Below are 23,359 nucleotides of genomic sequence, written 5' to 3'. Positions count from 1 at the left end.
TCAGTATGGAGTTTTCAAAGTTCAATATTTTAGTTATTTATTACAATTATTACTTTTTTAGACTGTTACTTTCTGGCTTTAGCCGAGAATCCTCATTTTTAAAGATTTAATAAAGCTTAATTATATTATCAAGGTAATTAAAATCAGAAACAAGTATTTCCATTACATCAGCAGAAATATTTAAATTATTTGCTGCTGAAAATTGAGAAAGTGTTAGCCCCTGCTCGGCATTTGAAGTATCAGTTTCCAGACTGACTTTCTGATTTAAAAATCTTCTAATTTTAATTAAATCATCATTATTAATTTTTCCTGCCTCTTTTATAATATTTAACCTCTGAAGAATAAAATCCTGCATCTCTGCCAGAGATTCTTTTCTGTTCTGATGGGGCAGTACTGCTTTTTTTGAAAATATCCCGGCTGCCAGGCTCTCAAAATCTTCCTTTTTTAGGTGTGCTGCTGCAAATAAAGAAAATCCATTTGGATTAATTTTATTTATCTCCCGCATCTGCTCAACCACCTGAGCAGAGCTAAGTTTAAAAACAGAAATACCGGCATATAGAGGTTTTTTGATTATTTCTCGATCCTCTTTGATCCAGCTGTTCAATTCTGAGAAAAGATTTTCCGTATATGTCATCGGCAGTACAAAATCTAAATACCCCTCTTCAAGCCAGAGTGACCAGTTCTGCAGAGCTCTAAAGCGGGCTTCCTCTCTCCCAGGAATTACATCAGCAGAAATTAAAAGTTCAGGATCCAGCTGGCGCAGAATTTCAGAACTCTCTCTGACCATCTCCGTGATCAAATTTTCTCTAAACTGATTCCATAAAGCAGCATCCCGGCTCCCACTTTCAATTTTAAAAGGGTCTAAATTATGTTTGTCTTTAAAAGCCTCAACTGTAGAATTATCATAGCCAAAACTGCCCCTGAATTCTTCCGGAAAACGAATGTAATCAAGGTTAATTCCATCCAGATCATAATTTTTAACCAGGTACTGATACCTCTGCTGCAGATATTTTTTCACTTCACTATTAGCTGGAGAAAGCCAGCTCGAATTGTGATAGCTAACTATTTCGCCGGTTTTATCTTTATTTGCCCAGTCAGGATTTTCTCTTAATATTCTTCCCGGCTTACCGGCTGTATTTTCATTAAAGACCCAGACCCAGGCATGAACTTCAATCCCTCTTTTTTCTGCTGCTTCTATTAAAACCTGCAGAGGATCCTCCTGCCAGCTTTTAAACCCTGGATCCTGAACCATAAGCTCACTGGTGGGAACAACTGTCATCCCTTTGTAAAAAGTTTCTGGAAAAATAGCATTAAAATTAGCCTCTGCTGCCTGATCAAGGAAAGCTTCCACTCCTGCTCTCCCCTTCAGCTCTGCAAAAGTCCCACTGTCCAGCCAGAAAGCCCGCAGCTGAACAGGCTTAGATTCAATAATTTCAAGCCTGAGCTTTTTTCCCCGAGCACTAATTTTTTGGGCCTCAAGTTCAACATCTGAGTCATTTTGATTTTGATAGCTGTTTATCATTTTCTGATAACTGTTATCTATAACTTCCAGTTCAGATGTGATTTTGTCTCCAGGAATTATTCTAAAAGTATTTTGGGCCTGATTTAAATCTGCCTCCAGTTTATCCAGTATTCTTTCTACATCTCTGATTGCTAATAATGACTTTCTGTATTCTTCAGGCTTATAATAAGCTTCAGCTGAAGAGAAAGCTGCCAGAATAATAATAATTAAAAGCAACACAATAGAAAATTTATTTTTTTTCATTTCAGTCCACCTCTGCTAAAATTTGATTCCATTTTTCTTCCATAATATTTAAAGCCGCTTCAGCTGTAATTTTACCGGCAAAAGCTTTGGCAAACTGTTCTTCCATGATTTTGATTAGTTGATCAGCTCTGGGGTGTACCAGGGTTAAATCCTGATATCGCGGAAGCTGTTTTCTTAATATTTTTTGAGCTGAGCTGCTTAATGATTCCTCTGCTTTTTTCCTCAGGATTATTTCTTCAGTTTCAAACTCAGCTGATTCCTCTATCACCGCGGAAGGCAGCACTGAAGCCAGCTGAGAAAATTCCTGCTGAGCCTCTGCTGAAGTAATAAAATGGGCAAAGTCGGCTACCTCACTTTTATGGTCAGCTCCTTTAGGAATTACCAGATTCATTAGAGCAGCATTAATAACTCCTTCAGCTGCTGTCGGAACTGCTGCCAGTGCTGTCACATCATTTAAATAAACTGATTCTGATTCAATTTGGCTTAAGAATTGAGGGGCTGTAAATAAAATAGCAAGATCATTATTCTGATAACGCTCCAGGGCAATATTAAAGCCTGCACTTAAACTGTCAGCTGGAATAACTTCTTCTGCAGCCAGTTTTTGATAATTTTTGATAATCTCAACAGCCTTTTGATTGTTAAAAGCAGCCTTAGTCTGTCCAGCTTCAACTTTAAATAGATCTATCCCTGCTTCCAGAAATTCATGCTGAATTTTAATCTGGGGCATCAGTCCGTAGACACCAGTCTTTTCGGTTATTTTTTCAGCCAGATTAAATAATTCAGTTTTAGTTTCCGGAATTTCTGCTGGATTATGTCCTGCAATTTTAAAAATTTCCTGATTAAAAACCATTAATTTAGAGCTTAAATACCAGGGAAAAGCATAATATTGATTCTGATAGCTGCCATTTTCCCATAATAAAGGATAATAACTGCTGCTGTAATTTTTATCTAAACTTGAAATTGGAAATAAAAGCTCTGCTTTAAGCAGTGAAGCCATTAACTGAGGTGATAAATTAACCACTTCCGGTACATTGCCTTCAGCTATTCGATAACGAAGCTGCTGATTAATAGAAGAAAAACTGATATCTTCCCAGATTATTTTTATTTCAGGGTTATCTGCTTCGTACTGACTAATTTTATTGAGAAAGTAGTTCTGATAACTATTTTTTAAATTTATTGTCCAGAATTCAATCTCTTTTTCAGTCTGAGCCTGAATCGGTGCAGCAGTAAAAAAAATAATCATTAAAACTAAGATTATTTTATTCAATTTAAAAATTTTTTGACATTTTAACATTTAAATTCTCCTTTTTCTAATCTGTTTCAATAATTTTTCCTGCCTAAATGGCAAAAACCTCTCCAAGCTCAAAGTGCAATTAGAGAGGCTCTTACCTGGCAGCAGGGCAAAATGTGATTATCTTAGTATATAATTAGCTGTTTAAAGCTCTTTTCCTGCATCAGGACTAATTAAGCTGTAAAAACTTTTTGAGCGGCAGGAACCAGCTCAATTTCTAAGGGAAATGCGGGTCCTTTTTCACCATCAATATCACAATTTTGCTCTTTGCTGCTGTTTTTTAAGGTGATTTTAAAATAATTATCCTGAAGATAAATCAAATTCTCATTTTTAATTTCCTTACCATTAAATAGATCAGCTGCTGCTGAGCTCAGTTTTAGAATATTACCGGTCTTAACTGCTAAAAGGTCAAATAAGCCGTCATCAATTGAGGCCAGTTTGGCAACATTTTTAAAACCACCGGCATCTTTACTGTTAAAAACAAAAAAACCTAAAAAATCCCCCTCAATTTTTTTCTGAGAAGTTTCAATTTCAAGCTGCATTGATCTAATATTGGGCAATTCTTTTAATCCCTGCAGATAATAAGCTACTTTGCCCAGTCTATTTTTCATTTCGGTTTCAGTTCCATGGGCAATCTGTGAAATAATTCCGCCAACACAGACATTTAAAAAATAGCGGCCATTAACCCGGCCGACATCAATTTCTTTGACTTTCCAGTCTAAAATTCTTTTAACACTGTTTTCAATATTTTGAGTCATCCCGAGAAAAGAAGCAAAATCATTGGCAGTTCCTGCTGGAATAATACCCAGTGGTAGATCAATTTTATTTTTCTGCATCAGATCAACCATTTCGCTGGCAGAACCATCTCCTCCGGCAACAATTACCGCTTCAAAACTCTCGTCAATATTTTCCAGACCAATCCCAAAATCTCCCGGCTCCATACTGCGGTAAATATCTACCTTAAAACCGGCAGCCTGAAATTTCTCTAAAAACTTATCCAGATAAGAATTAAAAGATCTGTCTCCAGCTGCCGGATTATAAATTAATTTAACTTTTTTATTTAACAATTTAATCAACTCCTATCAGGCAGTTTAATTATATCATAAACTGCCTGATAAGAACAAAAACTATCTGATCTCAATATCACCATATTCGGAACGAATCAAAATCTCATATTCAGCCTCAGCTCCCTGATAGCTTAATTCTTCCTGATTATCATAATTCACTCCACCTAAATCGGCCTCTATATTACCATACTCTACCCTGAGGTCATAATTATATAATTCATAATCTCTGAGTCTTTCGATAGTACAGTCTGCATAGCGGAGCTCTAAATCCAGATCAGAAATATTTCTTAATCTCAAATCACCGTATTCTATATCTGCAGTTATTTTACCGCTGATATCTTCAAAACTAAAACCTGTATAGCGGCTGTTGACCTCTACATCTTTAGCCCGGCTGATTTCTGCACCACCATAGCGGCTGTCGATTATTAAATCAGATTCAATGTTTTCAAGCCTGTTAAACCCATAAGCACTCTCCAGTTGGAATTCCCCAGCTATATTGCGAACAGTATTTTCTGTATAGGCTGTTTCTAAATCCAGACTAGAACCAAGATTACTAATTTCAGCCTCTCCATAATCTAAACTAACTACCGCTGGACCGTTAATTTTATCAATATCTGTACTGCCGTAGCGGTTGCTGGCCTCTAATTCAGACTCTAATTCAGCAACATTTAAGCTGCCGTATTTATTGCTTAGTTCAGCTTTTAACTCTCTCGGAACACTGATCTGATAATCAATTTCTACCACATTGATTAAATCCGGAGTAGCAGTCTGACTCTTATTTAAAGCTATTTGAATTTCTTCACCTTCAAGATTATAAATCACTTCTAAATCTTTGATAAATTCTTCTGCTGCCTCGGTATCCTCAGCGTGAACCTTGAGAGTATAATCAATAGTTATTTCCTGATTATCAGTTCCTCTAAGATCGATACTGCCAAAATCGTTTTTTAGGTAAAAACTGCTCAGCTCTTCATTTTCAGCCAGAAATTCGGCTCCTAAATTTAAAGTTCCATCCTTTTCTGCCTTAATACTGTCACTGTCAAAATTATTCTGAAAAACAGCACCTTCCATTTCAATCAATTCTTCAATTGATTCGGTAATAAATCCTTCAAATAAATGATTATCAGAGCGTACATATCTGATATCAACAATCATTACCAGAGTTAAGATTATTAAAAGATAAGTTACAAATTGTTTTCTACTCATTTTTTCCTCCTTTTAAACATCGACATCAGAAGCAAGCAACCGGGAATTTAAGAAAAAAAGCCCAATCATAATAACTGCTATTACCATAAATGGTGCAGAGCCAATATAAATTGTCGTTTCACTAACTCCAGCCGGGGTTTCTGTAAAAATTGATAGTGGAAAATCCGGCAGCCAGTTAAAGAGGTAGTTTAAAAAGCCTCCAATTCTTAAAATCAAATAATGACTCAAAATAAAGACCAGAATACTGATTAAAAGCCTAAAACGGTTAAAAAATGTGGCCACCAGGTAAGAAAACTGGGTTATCAGATAAATCTGGATTCCAGTTATTAAATAAGAGAGATAAGCAAGAAGCAGAAATTCACTGAATACTTCTCTCCCCAGCATTTCCGGAGCCTGACGAAATGCTTGTTCCAAAAAACCCTGGTGAAAATATAGGTTAACTAAAATCAGAGCACCACTTAAAATTAGATAATAAGCAAAGGCCGGAAATACTTTGGCAAAATTAATTTCATAACCTCGGCGGGGAAGAATCTTTAAAAGATAAATTGTGTTTGCTCCCCACTCACTGCGGTATGAGTTATAGGCCAGAAAAAGCATAATCAGCGGCATAAAAAAGAGAGGGATAAAACCGAGTCCAAAGCTCAACCCCTGCGGCCAATTTTCAGTCCTGGTGATTAAAAACCATTCCCAGGCAGCAATAATTAGTGTTGAAACTATAATTAAAATATTTAACTGTCTGACTTCTTTTTTGATTAAGGAAATTAGACTTTTCATTCAAATACCTCCCCGATTAGTTCTCTAATAGACTTACCCTTTTCTGCTCTTAGATCATCAGCATTTGCAGATAGTAAGAGTTCACCGTTTTCGATAAAAATTACATGGTCTAAATATCTTTCTGCCTCGATTATCTCATGAGTAGCCAGAATAATCGTCTGATTTTCACTGTCAAACTCTCCAATTAATGTTTCTAAGATTCTCTCTCTGGAAGCCGGATCAATTCCTGCCAGAGGTTCATCTAAAATAACGACTTCAGCACTGCGGCTTAAAACTAAAACCAGCTTTAGCCTGGCAACCATTCCTTTAGAAAGGTTGTTGATTTTCTGCTCCAGTTTAAGATTCATAAATTTTAGAAGTTCCTCCGCCTTAGCAGCAGAAAAATCACTGTACTGCTCTTCATGAAATTTAATCATCTCGGCAATAGTCATCCATTTATAAAGATGATTGATCTCAGGTAAAAAAGCGATATCCTGCATCAAATGCTGCTCTTTATTTTTGCGATTAATTACAATCTGACCGCTGTCTTTAACAATTAAGCCAGAAATTATTTTAAGCATTGTTGATTTACCACTGCCGTTTGGTCCTACAATCCCGGTGATCATTCCGGCCGGTATCTTGAGGTCAATTCCTTTGAGTGCCTGAACTCCAGGAAATTTCTTTTTTAATCCTTTAATTTCAATTATATTTTCATTCATCCTGGTCCCTCCTCTTTAAATTATCATTTATCTTTTCGACAATATCATCCTGCTTGAAGCCGAGTGAAATCATCTCATCTATAAATTCCTTAACTGCTGTTTCTGCCATATCTTTTCGTATTTCTATCATCACCTGATCATCATCCTTTATAAAAGTCCCTCTTCCTCTTTTTGTTTCCACAAGTCCCCGCTGCTCCATCTCCCTGTAAGCTCGCTGAACAGTGTTGGGGTTTACTTCTATTTTTTTGGCCAGTTTACGCTGTGAAGGCAATTTTTCGCCCGGTCTCAGCTCACCTCTAACCAGTTCCTTTTTTATCTCTTCTATTACCTGCTCATAAATTGGATAGGCTGCGTTGAAATCAATATCCATATCTTCCCTCCTTCCAACCAAATTTAATAGTGCACTAGTTAACTGGTACACTCATAGTATAATCCTATTAATTTTCTTTGTCAAGTCTTTTTTGAAAATTTGTTAAAAAAAAATGGTACCGGGTACCTGGAGATTTTATCCAGGTACCCGGTACCATTAACATTAACATTTTAAAATTTAATTTTTTAAGAAGCTAAATCAGCAAAATATTTATCAACTTCTTTTAATAAGTCAATTATATCTAAGTTCTGAGGACACTGAGGCTCACACTGCCCACATTCAACACAGTTGCTTGCTCTCGCTGTTTCATCCATCTCATAATATTCTTCAGCCATTTTTTCACCTTTGTCAAGCAATTTGGCCTGATTGAATTTAAAGAAGTTTTCGGGAATATTAACTCCTTCAGGACAGGGCAGACAGTATTCACAGCGGGTACAGGTAATTGGACCCCGCATCTCTTCAGCTGCCTTTTCCATCATTTCAAACTCGGACTCAGTTAAAAGACCAACTTCTGACTCAGAAGCAGTCTCCAGATTTTCTTTAAGCTGCTGCATATTGCTCATTCCACTTAAAACTACTCCCGGCTCCTTTTGAGACCAGATCCAGTGTAAAGCCCATTCGACTGGAGTTCTCTCTTCATTTTCAGATTCGAATAATTCTCTGGCTGCTTTTGGTGGTTCCTGGGCCAACCAGCCGCCGCGAATAGGTTCCATAATTACAACTGCTGTACCTTTATCATATGCTTTTTTAAGGCCAGCCATACCTGCCTGATATTCTGTATCAAGATAATTATACTGAATCTGACAGAAATCCCAGTCATGGCCGTCTAAAATTTCATTAAATACATCATGGCTGTCATGGAAAGAAAAGCCGAGATATTCAATCTTACCTTCTTCTTTTTTCTTTTCTCCCCATTCAATGATATCTAAATCTTTAATCTTCTGCCAGCGCTCTGCATTTAAGGCATGTAAAAGATAGAAATCAACTTTTTCTACCTGCAGCTTTTCCAGCTGTTTATCCAGATACTTATCCAGATCTGCTTCTTCTTCGACTTCCCAGATTGGTAATTTAGTTGCCAGGTAAGTTTTATCTCTGTAGCCGTCTTTTAAGGCCTTACCTACAACATTTTCGCTTTCCCCCTGATGATAGGGCCAGGCTGTATCTACATAATTAACCCCATTATCAATTGCATAACGAATCATTTTAATAGCTTCTTCTTCATCAATGTTGGAAGAATCGTCTCCATTGATTGGCAGTCTCATTGCTCCAAAACCAAGCGCTGAAACTTCAACATCAAGTTTACCCATCTTTCTGTACTGCATTTTTTTACCCCCAATTAATAATTAAAATTGAATTTCCTTTTATATCTCTATTAATTTACCTCTTTAATTATTATTCAAGATTGATTTACTAAATCCTTTTTGATTTAATTGTGAATTTATTATTTATATCAAATTAACTTTAGATCTAAATCTCTGCAAAAAAATATCCCGGCAAAACCGGGATATTAGAATGATTAATTTATTATCTTTTATTCTTCCAGAGCCTCTTCTTTATGAACGATTTTTCTTAACCAGTTGACAAATTTATTTCTTATTTCATCAACAATATCATAAACAACCGGAATGATTATCAGAGTTAAGATGGTCGAAAATAAGAGACCTCCGATTACAACAATCGCCATCGGCTGTTGAGTTTCAGCACCAGTACCAATTCCAAGCGCAAGCGGAACGAGGGCCAGAGTTGTTGTTAGCGTTGTCATCAGAATAGGGCGCAGTCTGATTGGAGCAGCTTCTAAAATTGCCTCTTTTCTGCTCATCTGAGTTTTACGGTTATTAATATAATCGATCATCACTATTGCATTATTAACCACAATTCCAACCAGCATAATGGCACCAATTAGTCCATTAACACTTAAGGCTGTATCTGTGATTATCAGCCCCAGTACAGCTCCTACAACTGAAAGCGGCACTGTAAACATAATGACAAAAGGATGAATTAGTGATTCAAATTGAGAAGCCATAACCATGTAAACAAGGACAACTGCAAGTATTGCTGCTATAAATAACTGAGAAAATGAACTTGCCATATCCTCAGCTTCTCCACCATAGCTAATTGTATAACCTGAGGGCAGATTGAGCTCTGAATCCATTACTGATTCAACTTCTGTCTGCACCTCTCCTAAGGGACGCTCAAAAATATCAGCACTTAAGGAAATATAGCGCTGCTGATTTTCTCTGGCAATCGAAGAATAACCTCTTCCTTCTTCAATTGCTGCCAGCTGAGAAAGCGGAACTGTTGTCCCATTTGAACCAAAGAGGTTAATATTTTCTAAGTTTCTTAAAGATGTACTTTCAGAATCTTTTAATTTAAGAACTATAGCAATTTCTTCTCCTGACTCAGTTAGCTGACTGATGGTACTGCCGCTTAAAGCCATATTGACATAAGATATTATATCACTGTCAGTAAAACCGTAATTTTGAGCCTGAGTTTTATTGATTTTGACATGGATTTCTTCATTTCCTTTTTCCAGACTCAAATTAGTATTTCGAATTCCTTCAATTTCTGTTATTAGATTTTCAGCATTTTCCCCCAGAGTTAGTAGGGTATCTAAATCCGGACCTTTTATCTGAGCTTCAACAGCGGTTCCTCCCATTCCGCCTCCACCTCCACCCATCATTGAGGTCATTGCGGAAACATTAACTGAGGCTCCCGGAATATTACGGGTTCTATTTCTTATCTCTTCTGCTACTGCAGCTACATCTTTTTCTCTCTCCTCCAGTGGGATTAATTCTACGGTCATATTGACCCGACCACTGTTAACCCGAGAGGTTAAGAGATCAATTTCTTCGATATCTTCGATTCTGTTATAGAGTTTTTGAGCCAGCTCATTATTTAACTCTACAGTTGAATTACCTGTCATATTGGCAAAAACTCTGATTGAACCCTGGTCAGAGGCCGGCATATATTCAGTTTCCAGTGGAATTATATCTGCAGCCAGTCCAGCTGCAAATAGAATAAAGAAAATAACAAAGGCTGAAATTATTTTATATCTGTGCCTGAGTGATTTAGAGAGCAGATTCTGATAATATTTTACATAACGCTTCTTTTTAACATTTTCATCTGACTCGTTTTCACTAACCTTCAGGGCCTTTGAAGATAACATTGGAATAAAGGTTAGAGCAACAAATAGTGATGCCAGCAGTGAGAAGGTTACTGTCAGAGCCATTGGAGTAAATATTTGTGCCAGCAGATCCTCAATAAAGATTACTGGAATAAATACTGCAACTGTAGTCAGGGTTGAAGCACTGATAGCTGTTGCAACTTCTGTAGCTCCTTCTTTTGCTGCATCCAGGCGGCCTACTCCCAGAGCTCGATGCCGATAAATATTTTCTAAGACAACAATTGAGTTATCAACCAGCATTCCAACTCCAAGTGCTATACCACCGAGGGTAATTAGATTTAAACTCAAATCTGCAAAATACATCAGGGCAAAGGTTGCCAGTACGGAAATCGGAATTGCTGTTGCAATTACAATAGTACTGCTGAAGTTGCGCAGAAATAAAAAGAGAATAATTACTGCCAGAATACCACCTATAATAAAGTTCTGGAGTACTGAGTCGATAGAATCCTCAATATATTGAGCATTGTTACTTGTAATTTGAATATCTATCCCGGGCATTTCTTCTCTTAGTTCTGCCACAGCTGATTTAACTTCTTCAGCAACTGTAACAGTATTGCTGTCACCCTGTTTTTGAATTGAAAGTCCTATACTCTCTTGTCCATTTAAATAACTGATGCTGTTTACTTCCTGATAACCATCTTCTAAATCAGCCAGTAAGGTCAGCGGGACTTTATCCCCTGCTGCTGTTGTGATTTCAATTTTTTCTAGATCACTGAAATCTTCAAATTCTCCCAGGGCACGAACAGAAATTTCTTCATTTCCAACCATTACTGTGCCTAAACCACCGGACTGATTGCTGGCTCTTACTGCAGCAGCTATCTGATTTAAATTGAGATTATAGGCTGCAAGCTGTTCCTGGTCTGCATTGATTCTGATTTCTCTACTTCTTCCACCAGAGACCTCAGCAGAAGCCACTCCAACTATTTTTTCCAGTCGGGGCTGAATTGTATCTTCAGCAATCTTTTTTAATTCAACTGCTGAACCTCCAGCAACAGATAGCTGCATAATCGGTTGGGCATTGGGATCAAAATTCATTATTCGCGGTTCATCTGCTCCATCGGGCAGCCTGGCCTCGATCCGAGAAATCAAATCTCTGAGATCATTTTTTGCTTCTGTTAAATTAGTCCCGTAATCAAATTCCAGAAAAACCATTGAGCTGCCTTCACTGCTGGTTGAGTTTAAATTACTCAAACCATCAATTGTAGCCACAGATGATTCGACCGGTCTGGTCACAAGTTCTTCTACTTCTTCTGGAGTTGCTCCACTGTAGGAGGTTCTAATCATTAAAAATGGCATTTCCATTTCAGGAGTTAAATCCATCGGCAGCCTGGTTAAGGCTATTCCTCCAATTAAAATAACTGCCAGGATTAACATTGTAATTGTAACCGGTCTATTTACTGATATATCGGAGATTTTCATTAGTTATCCCCCCGATTAACAACCTGAATACTGTCCCCATCACTTAATTCTTCTTTACCCAGGGTTACAACCTTTTCGCCAGCTGCAAGGCCTGAGCTCACTGCAGCATTATTTTCACTTTCCAGGCTAATTTCCAGCTTTCTTTTTTCTACTTTCCCAGCTTTAGCAACAAAGGCATAGTAGCCGCTGCTGTCTTCTAAAAGTGCATTCTGAGGAATAATTATCGAATCAGCTGCTCTGTCAATTGGAATTGAAACCTGAGAAGTCATCCCTGCTTTAATAATATTATCGGGATTATCTACTATTATTTCTACCGGAAAACTGCGTCTGTTGGCTGCTGTTCTGGGAGAGATACTTTTAATTCGACCGGTAAAATCAGCTTCAATTGCTGTAAAATTAACAATAACCTGATCTCCAGCCTGCAGACTATTAATATTATTTTCGCTGATATAGGCAGTTAATTTGATTTTATCAATATTACTTACCACAGCTGCAGAGTTCCCACTTAAAAGCTCACTTCTTTGAGCATTAATTTCAGTTACTATACCAGCAATAGGGGAATTAATCTCTGTATAAGATAATTTTAATTCTGCAGATTCTAAAGCTGCTTCAGCCTGAGTTACCTGAGATTCAAGCTGGGCTATTTCTTCTTTAGTTGCCCCGGCTTTGGTCATCTCCAGATTCTTAAGAGCAGATTGGTAACTGCTCTGAGCAGCAACCAGCTGGTTATTTGCCTGGTCTATCTCTTCCTGAGATAAATAGCCTTCTTCAAATAATTCCTGCTGCCGCTCATAATTTTCTCTTCTCAATTTTAATTCTGATTCTGCCTGTTCAAGCTGAGCTTCCAGACGGGAAATTTCTTCTTCTCGAGGCCCATTTAAAGCTTTCTGAAGATTGGCTTCTGCGCTTTTTAAAGAAGCTTCTGCCTGAATAACGCTGATTTCATTACTGCGGGAATCCAGCTTGATCAGCCTGTCACCTGCCTCTACTGAGTCTCCTACATTAACTGCTACTTCTGTTACAATTTCCTGAATTCGGGGGCTGAGCATTACTTCCTCAGATGCTTCTGATTCGGCACTAACAGTAGTATAAATGTAAAAATTATCTTTTTTTACCTCAGCTACCTCGACTGCCGCTGCTTCAGCTGCATTATCAGTTTCCTCCTCAGCAGCAGCTTCCTTGCTCATTTCCGGGTTTCCAGCTCCCTGGCCGCCGCCCATTCCACCGCCCCCACCTGGGCCCTGTGCACTGACATTTGTAACAAAAAAGTCATAAAATCCGTTTCCTAAAGCTGCAGCTGAAATAACTGCCATTAAAATTAAGCTTACTGCAAGCACTCTGTTTTTTCTAAGAAATTTTTTCATTATTTTACACCTCTATTTTTATCTGGATATTGATTATTTAAAAGCATGGTTAAATTCAATTTTTCAATAAATAAATTATCTGCTGCCTGCTGATAGTTTAACTGACTCTGCTTAAAGGCCAGCTGCTGCTTGTTATAGGCTTTTTCTGTAATCAAACCAGCCTGATGCTGCTCTCTAGCAAGTTCTAAATTATTTTCTGCATTATCCAGCTTTAACTCTGCGCTTTCTAGACTTCTCTCAGCAGTCAATACTTTATTCAGCTGGTTTTCCAGACCTATTTTTTTATTTTCTTTTAAATTTTGATAATTATCTTCTGCCAGCTCCAGCCTGGACCTCAAGTTCTGCTCATTTAATTTGCGCTGTCCTCCATCAAAGAGATCATAGGAAAAGTTAACTCCAATAGTTGAAACTTCCGCAGAATGATTATAGCTTCCATTTAAATTAATCTCAGCTCTGCCTTCATCCTCAAACCACTGCAGCTGTTTTTTCTGTAATTCTAAGTTAACTGCGGCAGATTTAAGGTCATAATCAGCTGCAGTTAAACTCTGATACATTTTTTCAAAATCATACTGCTGATAATCAATAAGCTGAGCTTTGATTTCCTCTAAATATTCGTCAGCTTCCAGATTGATCTCTGTCCCTTCATTTAAAGCTAAAGTAAGTTTAAATGATTTAAGAGCATTTTTAAACTGATTATTTATTTCAGAAAAGCTGTTTTCAGCATCTATAAAATCTGACTCCGCAGTCTTTAATTCACTCTCTGAAATCTGCGAATCTGAATATAATTTTTTACTTTCTGCTAAAGTTTTTTCTGCAGTATGAAGCTGCAATTCGGCATTTTCTCGACTTTTATCCAGCCGCTGCAGCTGAAGAAAATTTTCCAGCCAGGCTGAGAGCTTTTCTTCCAGCAGTGAATTTAAACTGTTTTTAGCATCTAACAGCTTCTGCTCCTGCTCATAATAGGCTTTTTCTGATTCAGTTGGTACTCCCTTAAATAAAGGATAGGCAATATTTACCGTATAATCACTATCTCCCTGATCATCAACTTCGGCTGTCTGAGATAAATTAAAACCTGAGCTGAAATTTCTACTTATTGATAGGGAAGTATTAGCTCCCTCCGAAGCTTCCTGAGAACCACCAGGAGATGTAACTCCTGAGCTTAATCTATTAGTTTCTGGTTGATCAATAATTTCATTATAATTAGCTGAAACTTCAATCTGCCACCCCTGCTGAGCTCTAATAGTTTTTAACTGACGTTCGGCATTTTCAACTGCATTTATCTGCTGTCTGATTTCCAGATTGTTTTCCAGGCCGTGTTCAACGGCTTCTTTCAGCGAAATTTCCGCAGCTGCTGTGCTGCCAGCAGTGGATAGAGAAAATAAGATTAGAAACAGACCCGTAATAAAATGAATTGAATAATTTTTCGTTTTAATATTAATTAACTGCATTTATTGTCACCCCTGGCTCCATATTTAATAAATCTGCTAATTCTTCTTTGGCCAGATAATAATTTAGATATGAGTTTTTAAACTGATATTCACTATTAACTAAAGAAGCCTGATACTGAATTACTGTCGTTTTATTAACACTGCCCAGTTCAAACTGTCGTTGAACCTGACTGAACTGACTTTCAGCTCTTTCCAGATTATTTTTCTGTAAATCTATATTTTTTTCGGCCTGTTTAAGTTTCAAATGGGCTTTGCTGATACTATTTTTTAATTCCTCTTCTGCTTTTTCGAGGGCAAGTTCAGCTGATTTTAAGTCCAGCCCGGCAATTTTTTGTTCAGAATCTGAAGCATCGATTATTTTCTTTGCGTATTCTTTTTCAGCCAGCTTATAATCAAGCTGGGCAATTTTTAAGTCATTACTATTTTCCAGACCCTTTTTCACTGCCTCAGCTTCAGTAATATTCCAGATTTCAGGTGCAGGCAGTTCTTTAATTTTTAGCTCTTGATCCTTTAAATTTAAAGCAGTTTTGAATTCCAGCAGACTCTGCTGATAATTATTTTTTAAGTTTTCCAGATTATTTTGAGCTTCATTAAAAGTATTGGACTGGTCCAGCAAATCCAGACGACTGATCTGTGAGAGTTCATATCTGGCCTGCATTTCATTATAGAGTCTTTCTTCTGCTTCAGTTGTCAGGCTTTGAGCCTCGATCTGCTTTTCAGTTAACCATAAATTGGTATACTGCTGAATAATAGATTTTATTATTCTGGCTCTAGTATCCTGATAACGTTTTTCGGTGCTCAAATAGCTTTTATTAATTTCCAGTTTATTTACCTCAGTAAAATTATATTTATTCTGCAGTTCTAAATTTTTCTGATTAATTTCCGCTTTTTGATATTCAATTTCTGCCATTTCTAAATCAAGATTTTCCTCTTCAGCTATATTTAAAGCCTGATTTAGACTTAAAACTTCTGCTGCACTAACAGGTGCTGAAAAAATAACCAGTAATAGCAGCATTAAAACACTAAATTTTCTGATCCTCATTTTCTTCCTCCTTTTAAAGTTGCTGTAATATCATTATATATTTTATAAACCTTAGGTTTCTTCTATAATTCTTCACAAAAATTTATATAAAATGCTGCCCCACCGTCTTCATTAGCAGCCCAAATTTCTCCACCATGTAATTCTACCAGAACTTTTGAAATTGCAAGTCCGAGGCCATATTCACCATCATCACCTTTTTTAAATTTATCAAAGATTTTTTTGAGCTCTGAACTGTCAATTTCTATTCCATCATTCCAGAATCTAAGCTGGATTATGGGCTTTCCTTCTTTTTTTATTTTTTTTGAAGAAATCTTAATTTTCTCAGCAGCATATTTAAACTGATTATCGATAATATTTTCTACAATCACTTCTAATTTTTCTTTATCTGCTTTTAGCTTCATATTATCTGAGATCAAAGACCAGCTGACATCTCTGCGCCGCCAGCTTAATTTTTCCAGTTTCTTTTCCAGTAATTTGTCAATATTTACTGCTTCTAATTTTAAATTCTGTCTGCTTAAATAATCCATTTTACTGATATCAATTAGAGTTTTAACTCTTTTCTCCATCTTATAACTTTCTGCTTCCATAGCTTCCAGACTTCCCTGCAGATCTCCACGGGGATAGATACCGTCCTGCATCGACTGAACATAGGATCTCAAAACCATAATTGGAGTTTTAATCTCATGTGAAATCTGCTGAATAAATTCCTGCTGTTTTTCATCTCTTTCGACCAGCTGCTGTCTGAGCCACTCGATTGTATTTGCCAGCTCCCCAATTTCATCTTTGCGGTCAATCTCTAGGGGCTGATCCCATTCCCGATTTGCTATTTTTTTGACCTGCATTTTAATTACCTGCAGTGATTTAGTTAGATAACGCGCTACAAAAATAGAAATCAGCCAGGCTAAAAATAAAAAGACGAGCAGCGAAATTATCAGGCGAATAAAAAATTCACTAAAAAGACTGTCGCTGTAGCGGCTTCTTAAATAGGAAACAATATACTTTTCTTCTCCGGCAGCATCCAGTTCCTGAAAAACATAGTAAATAACCTCATTACTGTCTATTTTAAGCTCAGAACGACTCGCTGGATTTTCAGATCTAAAAATATCTTCCTTAATTTTTTCGGCAATATTTAAATTATCATTATCAGTAATTTCACCATCCTGATTGATGATAAAGTGGCGGGGGACCCGCGAAAACTTGATTGGAGGGCCGTCATTATTACTTTCGTTTTTGGGAAAAGAAAATCCTTCAGGAGCCTCTCCCTGGTTTAGATCATCAAAATGTCCTTCTTCAATAATAAAGGCCTGAGTTTCCTCCAGCCGGTCATGTTTTTCGGAAATAATTATCGAGCGCAAAATAAAAGGAAGGGAAAGTGAATATAAAAGCAGAGCAATAGTTAAAACTGCCCCGGTTATCAGCCAGATTTGAAAAGAAAGCGGTTTATTTTTGATTTTTGCCAGAATTTTATTCACTGCTTCACCATCCTGTAGCCGTGACCGTAAACAGTTTCGATTTTAGCTTCCGGCAATTTTTTGCGAAGCCTTCTAACCAGATCATCTACAACTCGGTCTGAACCATAATAATTATCTCCCCAGACATTTTTAATAATCTGTTCTCTGCTGAGAGCATTTTGAAGATTATCAAAAAGAAATCCAAGTAAATCAAATTCTTTTGCCGTCAGCTCAATATCCCTATTTTCCTCTTTTTTTACCACTCTTCTTCCCTTAAAATCAATCAAATAGCCCGCATAACTATAGCTCTGCTCTTCATCTTTTTTTCCATAGACCCTTTTTAAAAGATTTTTTACTCTGATCACCAGTTCCCGGGGAGAAAAAGGTTTGGCCAAATAATCGTCACTTCCTTTTTCCAGCCCTATTATTCGATCTAAATCAGCATCACGAGCAGAAATAAAGATTACAGGAGTATTGTCATTTTGTTTTTTTATCTCTGAAATCAACTGAAATCCATCTATATCGGGCAGCATAATATCTAAAATCCAGAGATCAGGTTCAGCAGTAATTTTTTCTCTTGCCGTTTCGCCCTTAAGAAAAGTTTTTACTTCCCAACCCTCTTTTTTTAAATAAGAACTTAAAATATCATTTAAATTCTGATCATCTTCAACCAAGTAAATTTTATAGCTCATTTTTTCCTCCCAGTCCATGCCACAAAAAGTTAAGTAATAATAAAAAATTATTAAATTCAAATCCGCTAAAGCTCAAAATAATTATCTCTGTAGCCTTATTATAAATTATAAAAGTCAAATCTTTAGCAAATAAATATGTGAAATTATGAAAAAACCGCAGAAATTAATCTGCGGCCAGAAAAATATTAGTTATAATTATTTAATTCAACTTTCACTAACAAAAGAAGCAAGTCCAAGTCCGCCAAATTCAATCTTGCCGGAAGTACCTCCATCAAGGGCACCTATCTCTAAGTGGAGCAGTGCAATTCCACACTCTAACCTTTTATATGCAGAAGGCTCACCCTTACAGTCAACAACAAGTTTTTTGTCTCCATAATAAAAACGCCAGGGCTGTCTGTTCAGTCTGGAAGGAGCATAACTCCCAAGTTTAATTGCATTTTTTACCCAGCCCGGCCAGTCTGGATCATAACCATCAGGACAGAGCTCTTTAACACTTTTTCGGTCCCGATGAGGAAAGAGTTTAGAAATAAAATGTCTGGTCAGATTATAATTTTCAGATGAGTATCCAATTGGACTGACCGCTACCAGCCGCTCTCCTCTTTTTAAATTGAGTTTAACTCTGGATCTTTCGGGAACATAACGGGCACCAACCCAGCAGGTTCCAAGCCCCAGAGCGGTGGCTTCTAAAATAGCAGCTTCACCAATATAGCCCATCTTTGTCCAGCGGTGCTCTCCATTATCATTAATTACAAAGGCCATGAAAGCCGGTGAATCGGTAAAATTACCGTATTTACCCTGTAAAGCAGGCAGAATTTCTTTAATTGATTTTTTGAAAATTTCTATCCTAACTTCCGGGTAAATTTGATTCAACTCCGCTATCTTTTTTTCCAGCGATTTTAAAGTAAAGGGTTTAATCTCCTTTGTCATATACTTTTGTTGAGAATAACGAGTCTGCACAGCCTCATACCACTTTTTAACAGGAATATCCATAGGACCCGCTCCTTTCTAAAAGAAGTCTCTTTTTAATTCCAAAACTAAATTCCCAATCTGCGTTTATTCTACTGCCATAACTTCTCTGATTTCTGTCATTTTTTCATCCAGTAATTCCTGGTTTTTAGCTTCTACAACAAGTCGTAAATAGGGCTCAGTATTGGATGGTCGAACATTAAACCACCAGTCTTTATATTCTAAGCGGTAGCCATCAAAATCATAAAATTCCTCCGGTTTTCTCTGAGCAAAGAAATAATCTTTTAAGTCTTCCATTACTTCTTTTTTATTTTCAATCTTAAAGTTAACCTCTCCGGAAGTCGCATATTTATCCAGTTCAGCTATATATTCTGAAATAGCTTTACCTTCCTTTTTAAGTCTGGCAGCCACATTGAGCACAACCAGAGCAGTCAGCATTCCCGAATCACAGTAGAAAAAGTCTTTATAATAATAGTGTCCGGCTAATTCACCTCCACAGATACCATCTATTTCTCTAAGCTTAAGCTTGGCATAGGCATGACCTACCTTCCACATATGTGTCTTTCCACCGAGTTCTTCTATATGTTCCTTAACTGACCAGGAGGTTCTAATGTCATACAGAACATTTTTACCCTTGCCTGCATTAATATAATATTCTGCCAGTAAGGCAACAATTAAATCAGGAGAAATAAAATTCCCTTTTTCATCTAAAAACATTACCCGGTCGCCATCTCCATCAAAGATCAGACCTAAATCTGAACCTTTTTCTAAAAGTAGTTCTTTTAAATCCTCTCTATTTTCAGCTTCCAGGGGATTTGCTTCATGATTGGGAAAAGTTCCATCCAGTTCATTATAGAGATAATGAGGCTGGTCACCAAAGATTGCATCAGTTAAAATTGCCACCATCCCATTTGAAACATCTATCGAAAGATCCAGCTCGGAAAGATCAGGCAAATATGATTTCTGGAACTCTATATATTCATCTTTCAAATCATGTTCTAAAATATTACCTTTTTTATTTTTACCGACCGGCTTAACTTCCTCATTTTCGATCATTTCTTCCAGTTCTTTAAGTCCGGAATCATAGCCAACCGGCAGTGCATTTTCTCGTGAAATCTTCAGCCCATTGTACTCAGGTGGATTATGAGAAGCTGTAATCATAACTGAAGCCTTATAACCGTGTTTGGCTGTCCCGTAATAGACCATTGGAGTAGTTGCATAGCCAATCTTATAAACATCTGCTCCCCGGTCAGTAATACCGGCTGCCAGAGCTTCAAAAACTTCTGGAGTTGACTCCCGATCATCATAGCCAACTAAAACCTTATCTGCTGCCAGCAGTTTCGGCAGAAAATAACCTATTTTGTAGACATCCTCTTTATCAAAATCCTTATTATAAACTCCTCTAATATCATATGCCTTAAAAGCTTTCAAAATACCGCCTCCCTAATAATTTCTGTATTTTTATTATAACATATTTTGACAGTAAATCTATCATTAAGTGATAATTCTATCTATTATATATATTCTATGTTTATCAGATTTTTCCTTGTTTGAAAGAAAAAAAGAACAGCTTTGAGACTGTTCTTCACTGGTCAAAAAGTTATTAGCAGATTTCCAGAATTTATTTAAGAGATTCCAGAGCCTTTTGGATCCCTAATTCAGGGCTGGTTAAAAACTTATTCTGCTCTTCAGCAGGTAAAATTGAAACTGCTCTGGCCATTGATGCCTGGGCCAGAACTACTACCTCTACTTCTACAGCCAGTTCTTTTAATTTTTCCGCCAGAAGTCTGTCATGCTCAGCCTGACTGCCTTCCATTAATTTTTGATAGGCAGAATCAGCAAGTGCAGTCTTGATTTCTACTTCTTTATTTCTGGCAGCTGCCTTCTTTTTTATCAGTTCTGTGCTTGGTTTAAGAGTAGTCGCTAAGGTTGCTGCCACTCCAATTTTTTCTGCATTTTTTACTGCTTTTTCCGCCATTGCCGAGTCAATCCGCAGCAATGGCTGCTTATAATTTTCATTTTCCCTGTCAAAAATTTCTCCAATTGAAGAACAGGCACTCATAATTAAGTCTGCTCCCTGATCAGCAGCAACCTGAATATAATATTTTACTCTTTCTTCTACTAGAGAAATATCTGCCTGATTATTTATTAATTCAGGTAGAATTGAATCATCTACGATATTTATATTTTCAATTTCCGGCTCTTTTTCTTTTAGCAGTTTATTTAAAGAATCTACTGTTACCGGTGTTGTATGGATTAAAGCAATTTTTGCCACATTTATCAGCTCCTTTTATATTTCTGTGAGCAATTCACTTACAGACTGAGATTTATTAAAGCCAGTTATTAGTTTTTCGGGGATGGAATCCAGTCCCTCAGCTGCTGCCATTACTGCAGCAATTACCATGGCTCTGGCGGAAGTATCTCCTCCAGCCATAATGTTAATGGTCAGTGCTTCCAGAAGATTATCAGCATTCCACAAAACATCCAGCACAATCGGAAAGCCCTGCTCGATCGAACAGCCCTGACCTCGCTCATCTGCACTGGCTACAATATTGTCTTTGCTTCCTATTTTTTCAAAACTCTCTGCAGTGAACTGATTTAAATCTTTACTGTCTTCGATTGCTTTTTTATAGTCTTTACCTGCCAGTACTTCCTTTATTACTCTAAAAACAAATTTTCCTGTCTGGTCAACAACTTCTGCATTATGAGTTAAATGAATCAGGTCCAGAAAATCCTGTTCAGTAATATCCGCTTCTAAAAATAAAGGCAGACTGCGGGCAATACCTCCCAGTTCATGATTTTCTGCTCCGACTAGGGTATTTGAATCTCTGAATTTTTCCAGCGAATCCTGCATTGCATTATCCATGTACATCTCATTATTTTCAAGATAATCAACCCAGTCATCTCTAAACTTCTTTAAATCAAAGCCCTGATTATCCGATATAGACTGCAGTAAAGCAAAGGCCTGTTCTCCATAGTGAGATAAATCTCCGGCTTCTTTACCCTGATGGAATTTAGCCATTGGAGATCTGTATTCGTCAATTATACCGCTGTATTCTTCTTGTAATTTATCTGTGCTGTAAACCCAGTGGGAACCGAATGAGAGTGCGTCTGCGATAAAGACTGCTTTTATTAAATCTTTTCTTTTATTTAGCATGATTATCCCTCCAATTGAAATCTGATTATTTTCTGATTTAATTATATGCAATCTAAAATTTGAATAAAATTAAATTGATTACACATTTGGTTTCTATCCTTGTTTTAGTGGATCAGTAATAATGACAAACAAATAAGAAGAGCTGATAATAATGGCTTATATATTTCAATCCTTATTTTAATGGATTTGCAGTTATGAATGGAAATATGCAGCTATAATACTCTAACCAGTTTGTGTTTCAATCCTTATTTTAGTGGATCTGCAGTTATGACTGCATCAAAGCTAGGGTTAAGTATATTAAGTGCAGCGTTTCAATCCTTATTTTAGTGGATCAGTCACTGGAACGCAGCAAAATGCTACAGAAACAGAAGAACGGTCCAAGTTTCAATCCTTATTCTAGTGGATCAATCATTGAAACAGAAAAGGAGGACGACAGATCGCTCCTTTTGTAGCGTTTCAATCCTTATTCTAGTGGATCAGTCATTGGAACTTCAGGAATTATTAAGGAATATACTCATTGGAACTTCAGGAATTATTAAGGAATATACTGAACCAATGGCGTTTCAATCCTTATTTTAGTGGATCAGTCACTGGAACGGGCTTTTTATGAAAATGAAGTTTATGACGCAGATTATTGTTTCAATCCTTATTTTAGTGGATCAGTCACTGGAACTAGACGGTCTGACTGATGAAGACGGAATAATGAATAGTTTCAATCCTTATTTTAGTGGATCAGTCACTGGAACCAATTTGGGGTTGATGTTAATTCAACACCTGCTTGTTTCAATCCTTATTTTAGTGGATCAGTCACTGGAACATGGCTGATGTTGGTACTCTCCTGGACGGTAACGTGTTTCAATCCTTATTTTAGTGGATCAGTCACTGGAACCCTTAAGACCTTAAATGGAATACAATAAGTACTTAGTTTCAATCCTTATTTTAGTGGATCAGTCACTGGAACTTCTTGTAGTTCATTATCTTCCTCCTCCTCTATAAGTTTCAATCCTTATTTTAGTGGATCAGTCACTGGAACTGTGGGATCATCAACTTTTTGGAAATATGTGCGGAGTTTCAATCCTTATTTTAGTGGATCAGTCACTGGAACTTATAAATGTATGCTCAAAAAATTTGTTCCAGTAAGTTTCAATCCTTATTTTAGTGGATCAGTCACTGGAACAGCTTTAACTGGTGATCAAGCTGAAACTTTTACAAAGTTTCAATCCTTATTTTAGTGGATCAGTCACTGGAACTAATATTGTTGCCTGGCCAAAAGCTATGGTAGGAGAGTTTCAATCCTTATTTTAGTGGATCAGTCACTGGAACATGGCTGATGTTGGTACTCTCCTGGACGGTAACGTGTTTCAATCCTTATTTTAGTGGATCAGTCACTGGAACCCTTAAGACCTTAAATGGAATACAATAAGTACTTAGTTTCAATCCTTATTTTAGTGGATCAGTCACTGGAACT

18 protein-coding genes and 1 CRISPR repeat array are annotated in these 23,359 nt (G+C 37.0%); all 18 genes read right to left on the bottom strand.

Annotation, left to right across the window (positions count from 1 at the left end; translation table 11 throughout):
* Nucleotides 1–106 precede the first annotated feature (106 nt).
* The 18 genes from C8C76_RS12930 to C8C76_RS12845 all read right to left on the bottom strand — a co-directional run bounded on the left by C8C76_RS12930 (nucleotide 107) and on the right by C8C76_RS12845 (nucleotide 21,891).
* Nucleotides 107–1,765 carry a glycoside hydrolase family 10 protein gene (locus C8C76_RS12930; RefSeq protein WP_108142321.1) on the bottom strand — a complete coding sequence of 553 codons (1,659 nt, stop codon included), beginning with the start codon at nucleotides 1,763–1,765 and terminating at the stop codon, nucleotides 107–109.
* Nucleotide 1,766: 1 nt separating this feature from the next.
* Nucleotides 1,767–3,059 carry an ABC transporter substrate-binding protein gene (locus tag C8C76_RS12925; protein WP_108142319.1) on the bottom strand — a complete coding sequence of 431 codons (1,293 nt, stop codon included), beginning with the start codon at nucleotides 3,057–3,059 and terminating at the stop codon, nucleotides 1,767–1,769.
* Between the two features lie 170 nt (nucleotides 3,060–3,229).
* Nucleotides 3,230–4,123: a diacylglycerol/lipid kinase family protein gene (locus C8C76_RS12920; RefSeq protein WP_108142317.1), complete on the bottom strand. Its 894-nt coding sequence runs from the start codon at nucleotides 4,121–4,123 to the stop codon at nucleotides 3,230–3,232.
* Between the two features lie 60 nt (nucleotides 4,124–4,183).
* On the bottom strand, nucleotides 4,184–5,326 hold the full coding sequence (locus C8C76_RS12915) for a DUF4097 family beta strand repeat-containing protein (protein WP_108142315.1): 1,143 nt from the start codon (nucleotides 5,324–5,326) through the stop codon (nucleotides 4,184–4,186).
* Nucleotides 5,327–5,338: 12 nt separating this feature from the next.
* A complete protein-coding gene (locus tag C8C76_RS12910; RefSeq protein ID WP_108142313.1) occupies nucleotides 5,339–6,100 on the bottom strand; it encodes a hypothetical protein in 762 nt (253 codons plus the stop codon).
* Nucleotides 6,097–6,798: an ABC transporter ATP-binding protein gene (locus C8C76_RS12905; RefSeq protein WP_108142311.1), complete on the bottom strand. Its 702-nt coding sequence runs from the start codon at nucleotides 6,796–6,798 to the stop codon at nucleotides 6,097–6,099. Before C8C76_RS12905 ends, C8C76_RS12910 begins: the two co-directional genes overlap by 4 nt.
* Nucleotides 6,791–7,168 (bottom strand): GntR family transcriptional regulator, encoded by a 378-nt coding sequence (locus C8C76_RS12900; protein ID WP_208108994.1) that lies wholly within the window; start codon nucleotides 7,166–7,168, stop codon nucleotides 6,791–6,793. Before C8C76_RS12900 ends, C8C76_RS12905 begins: the two co-directional genes overlap by 8 nt.
* A gap of 185 nt (nucleotides 7,169–7,353) precedes the next feature.
* Nucleotides 7,354–8,490 carry an aldo/keto reductase gene (locus C8C76_RS12895; protein WP_108142309.1) on the bottom strand — a complete coding sequence of 379 codons (1,137 nt, stop codon included), beginning with the start codon at nucleotides 8,488–8,490 and terminating at the stop codon, nucleotides 7,354–7,356.
* A gap of 209 nt (nucleotides 8,491–8,699) precedes the next feature.
* On the bottom strand, nucleotides 8,700–11,771 hold the full coding sequence (locus C8C76_RS12890; protein ID WP_108142307.1) for an efflux RND transporter permease subunit: 3,072 nt from the start codon (nucleotides 11,769–11,771) through the stop codon (nucleotides 8,700–8,702).
* On the bottom strand, nucleotides 11,771–13,135 hold the full coding sequence (locus C8C76_RS12885) for an efflux RND transporter periplasmic adaptor subunit (RefSeq protein WP_108142305.1): 1,365 nt from the start codon (nucleotides 13,133–13,135) through the stop codon (nucleotides 11,771–11,773). Before C8C76_RS12885 ends, C8C76_RS12890 begins: the two co-directional genes overlap by 1 nt.
* Nucleotides 13,135–14,583, bottom strand: coding sequence for a TolC family protein (locus C8C76_RS12880; protein WP_108142303.1), 1,449 nt, complete (start codon nucleotides 14,581–14,583; stop codon nucleotides 13,135–13,137). Before C8C76_RS12880 ends, C8C76_RS12885 begins: the two co-directional genes overlap by 1 nt.
* A complete protein-coding gene (locus C8C76_RS12875; protein ID WP_108142301.1) occupies nucleotides 14,570–15,625 on the bottom strand; it encodes a TolC family protein in 1,056 nt (351 codons plus the stop codon). The genes C8C76_RS12880 and C8C76_RS12875 overlap by 14 nt, the downstream gene beginning before the upstream one ends.
* Before the next feature lie 62 nt (nucleotides 15,626–15,687).
* The gene (locus C8C76_RS12870) at nucleotides 15,688–17,097 is read right to left on the bottom strand and encodes a sensor histidine kinase (protein WP_108142299.1); all 1,410 of its coding nucleotides are present in this window, start codon (nucleotides 17,095–17,097) and stop codon (nucleotides 15,688–15,690) included.
* Nucleotides 17,094–17,768, bottom strand: a complete 675-nt coding sequence (locus tag C8C76_RS12865) for a response regulator transcription factor (protein ID WP_108142297.1) — start codon at nucleotides 17,766–17,768, stop codon at nucleotides 17,094–17,096. Before C8C76_RS12865 ends, C8C76_RS12870 begins: the two co-directional genes overlap by 4 nt.
* 204 nt (nucleotides 17,769–17,972) lie before the next feature.
* The gene (locus tag C8C76_RS12860) at nucleotides 17,973–18,758 is read right to left on the bottom strand and encodes a nitroreductase family protein (RefSeq protein WP_108142295.1); all 786 of its coding nucleotides are present in this window, start codon (nucleotides 18,756–18,758) and stop codon (nucleotides 17,973–17,975) included.
* A gap of 63 nt (nucleotides 18,759–18,821) precedes the next feature.
* Nucleotides 18,822–20,165 (bottom strand): phosphomannomutase/phosphoglucomutase, encoded by a 1,344-nt coding sequence (locus C8C76_RS12855; RefSeq protein ID WP_108142293.1) that lies wholly within the window; start codon nucleotides 20,163–20,165, stop codon nucleotides 18,822–18,824.
* 190 nt (nucleotides 20,166–20,355) lie between these two features.
* The gene (locus C8C76_RS12850; protein WP_181248225.1) at nucleotides 20,356–21,009 is read right to left on the bottom strand and encodes an aspartate/glutamate racemase family protein; all 654 of its coding nucleotides are present in this window, start codon (nucleotides 21,007–21,009) and stop codon (nucleotides 20,356–20,358) included.
* 15 nt (nucleotides 21,010–21,024) lie between these two features.
* Complete coding sequence (locus tag C8C76_RS12845) at nucleotides 21,025–21,891, bottom strand: ADP-ribosylglycohydrolase family protein (RefSeq protein ID WP_108142289.1); 867 nt, start codon at nucleotides 21,889–21,891, stop codon at nucleotides 21,025–21,027.
* 308 nt (nucleotides 21,892–22,199) lie between these two features.
* Nucleotides 22,200–23,358: a CRISPR direct-repeat array (repeat unit 37 nt; unit sequence GTTTCAATCCTTATTTTAGTGGATCAGTCACTGGAAC).
* Nucleotide 23,359 lies beyond the last annotated feature (1 nt).

The sequence above is a fragment of the Halanaerobium saccharolyticum genome, assembly GCF_003053565.1.
Lineage (GTDB): Bacteria > Bacillota > Halanaerobiia > Halanaerobiales > Halanaerobiaceae > Halanaerobium > Halanaerobium saccharolyticum_B.
Note: the sequence above shows the minus strand (reverse complement) of the source record. Positions and strands in the feature narration are given on the sequence as shown.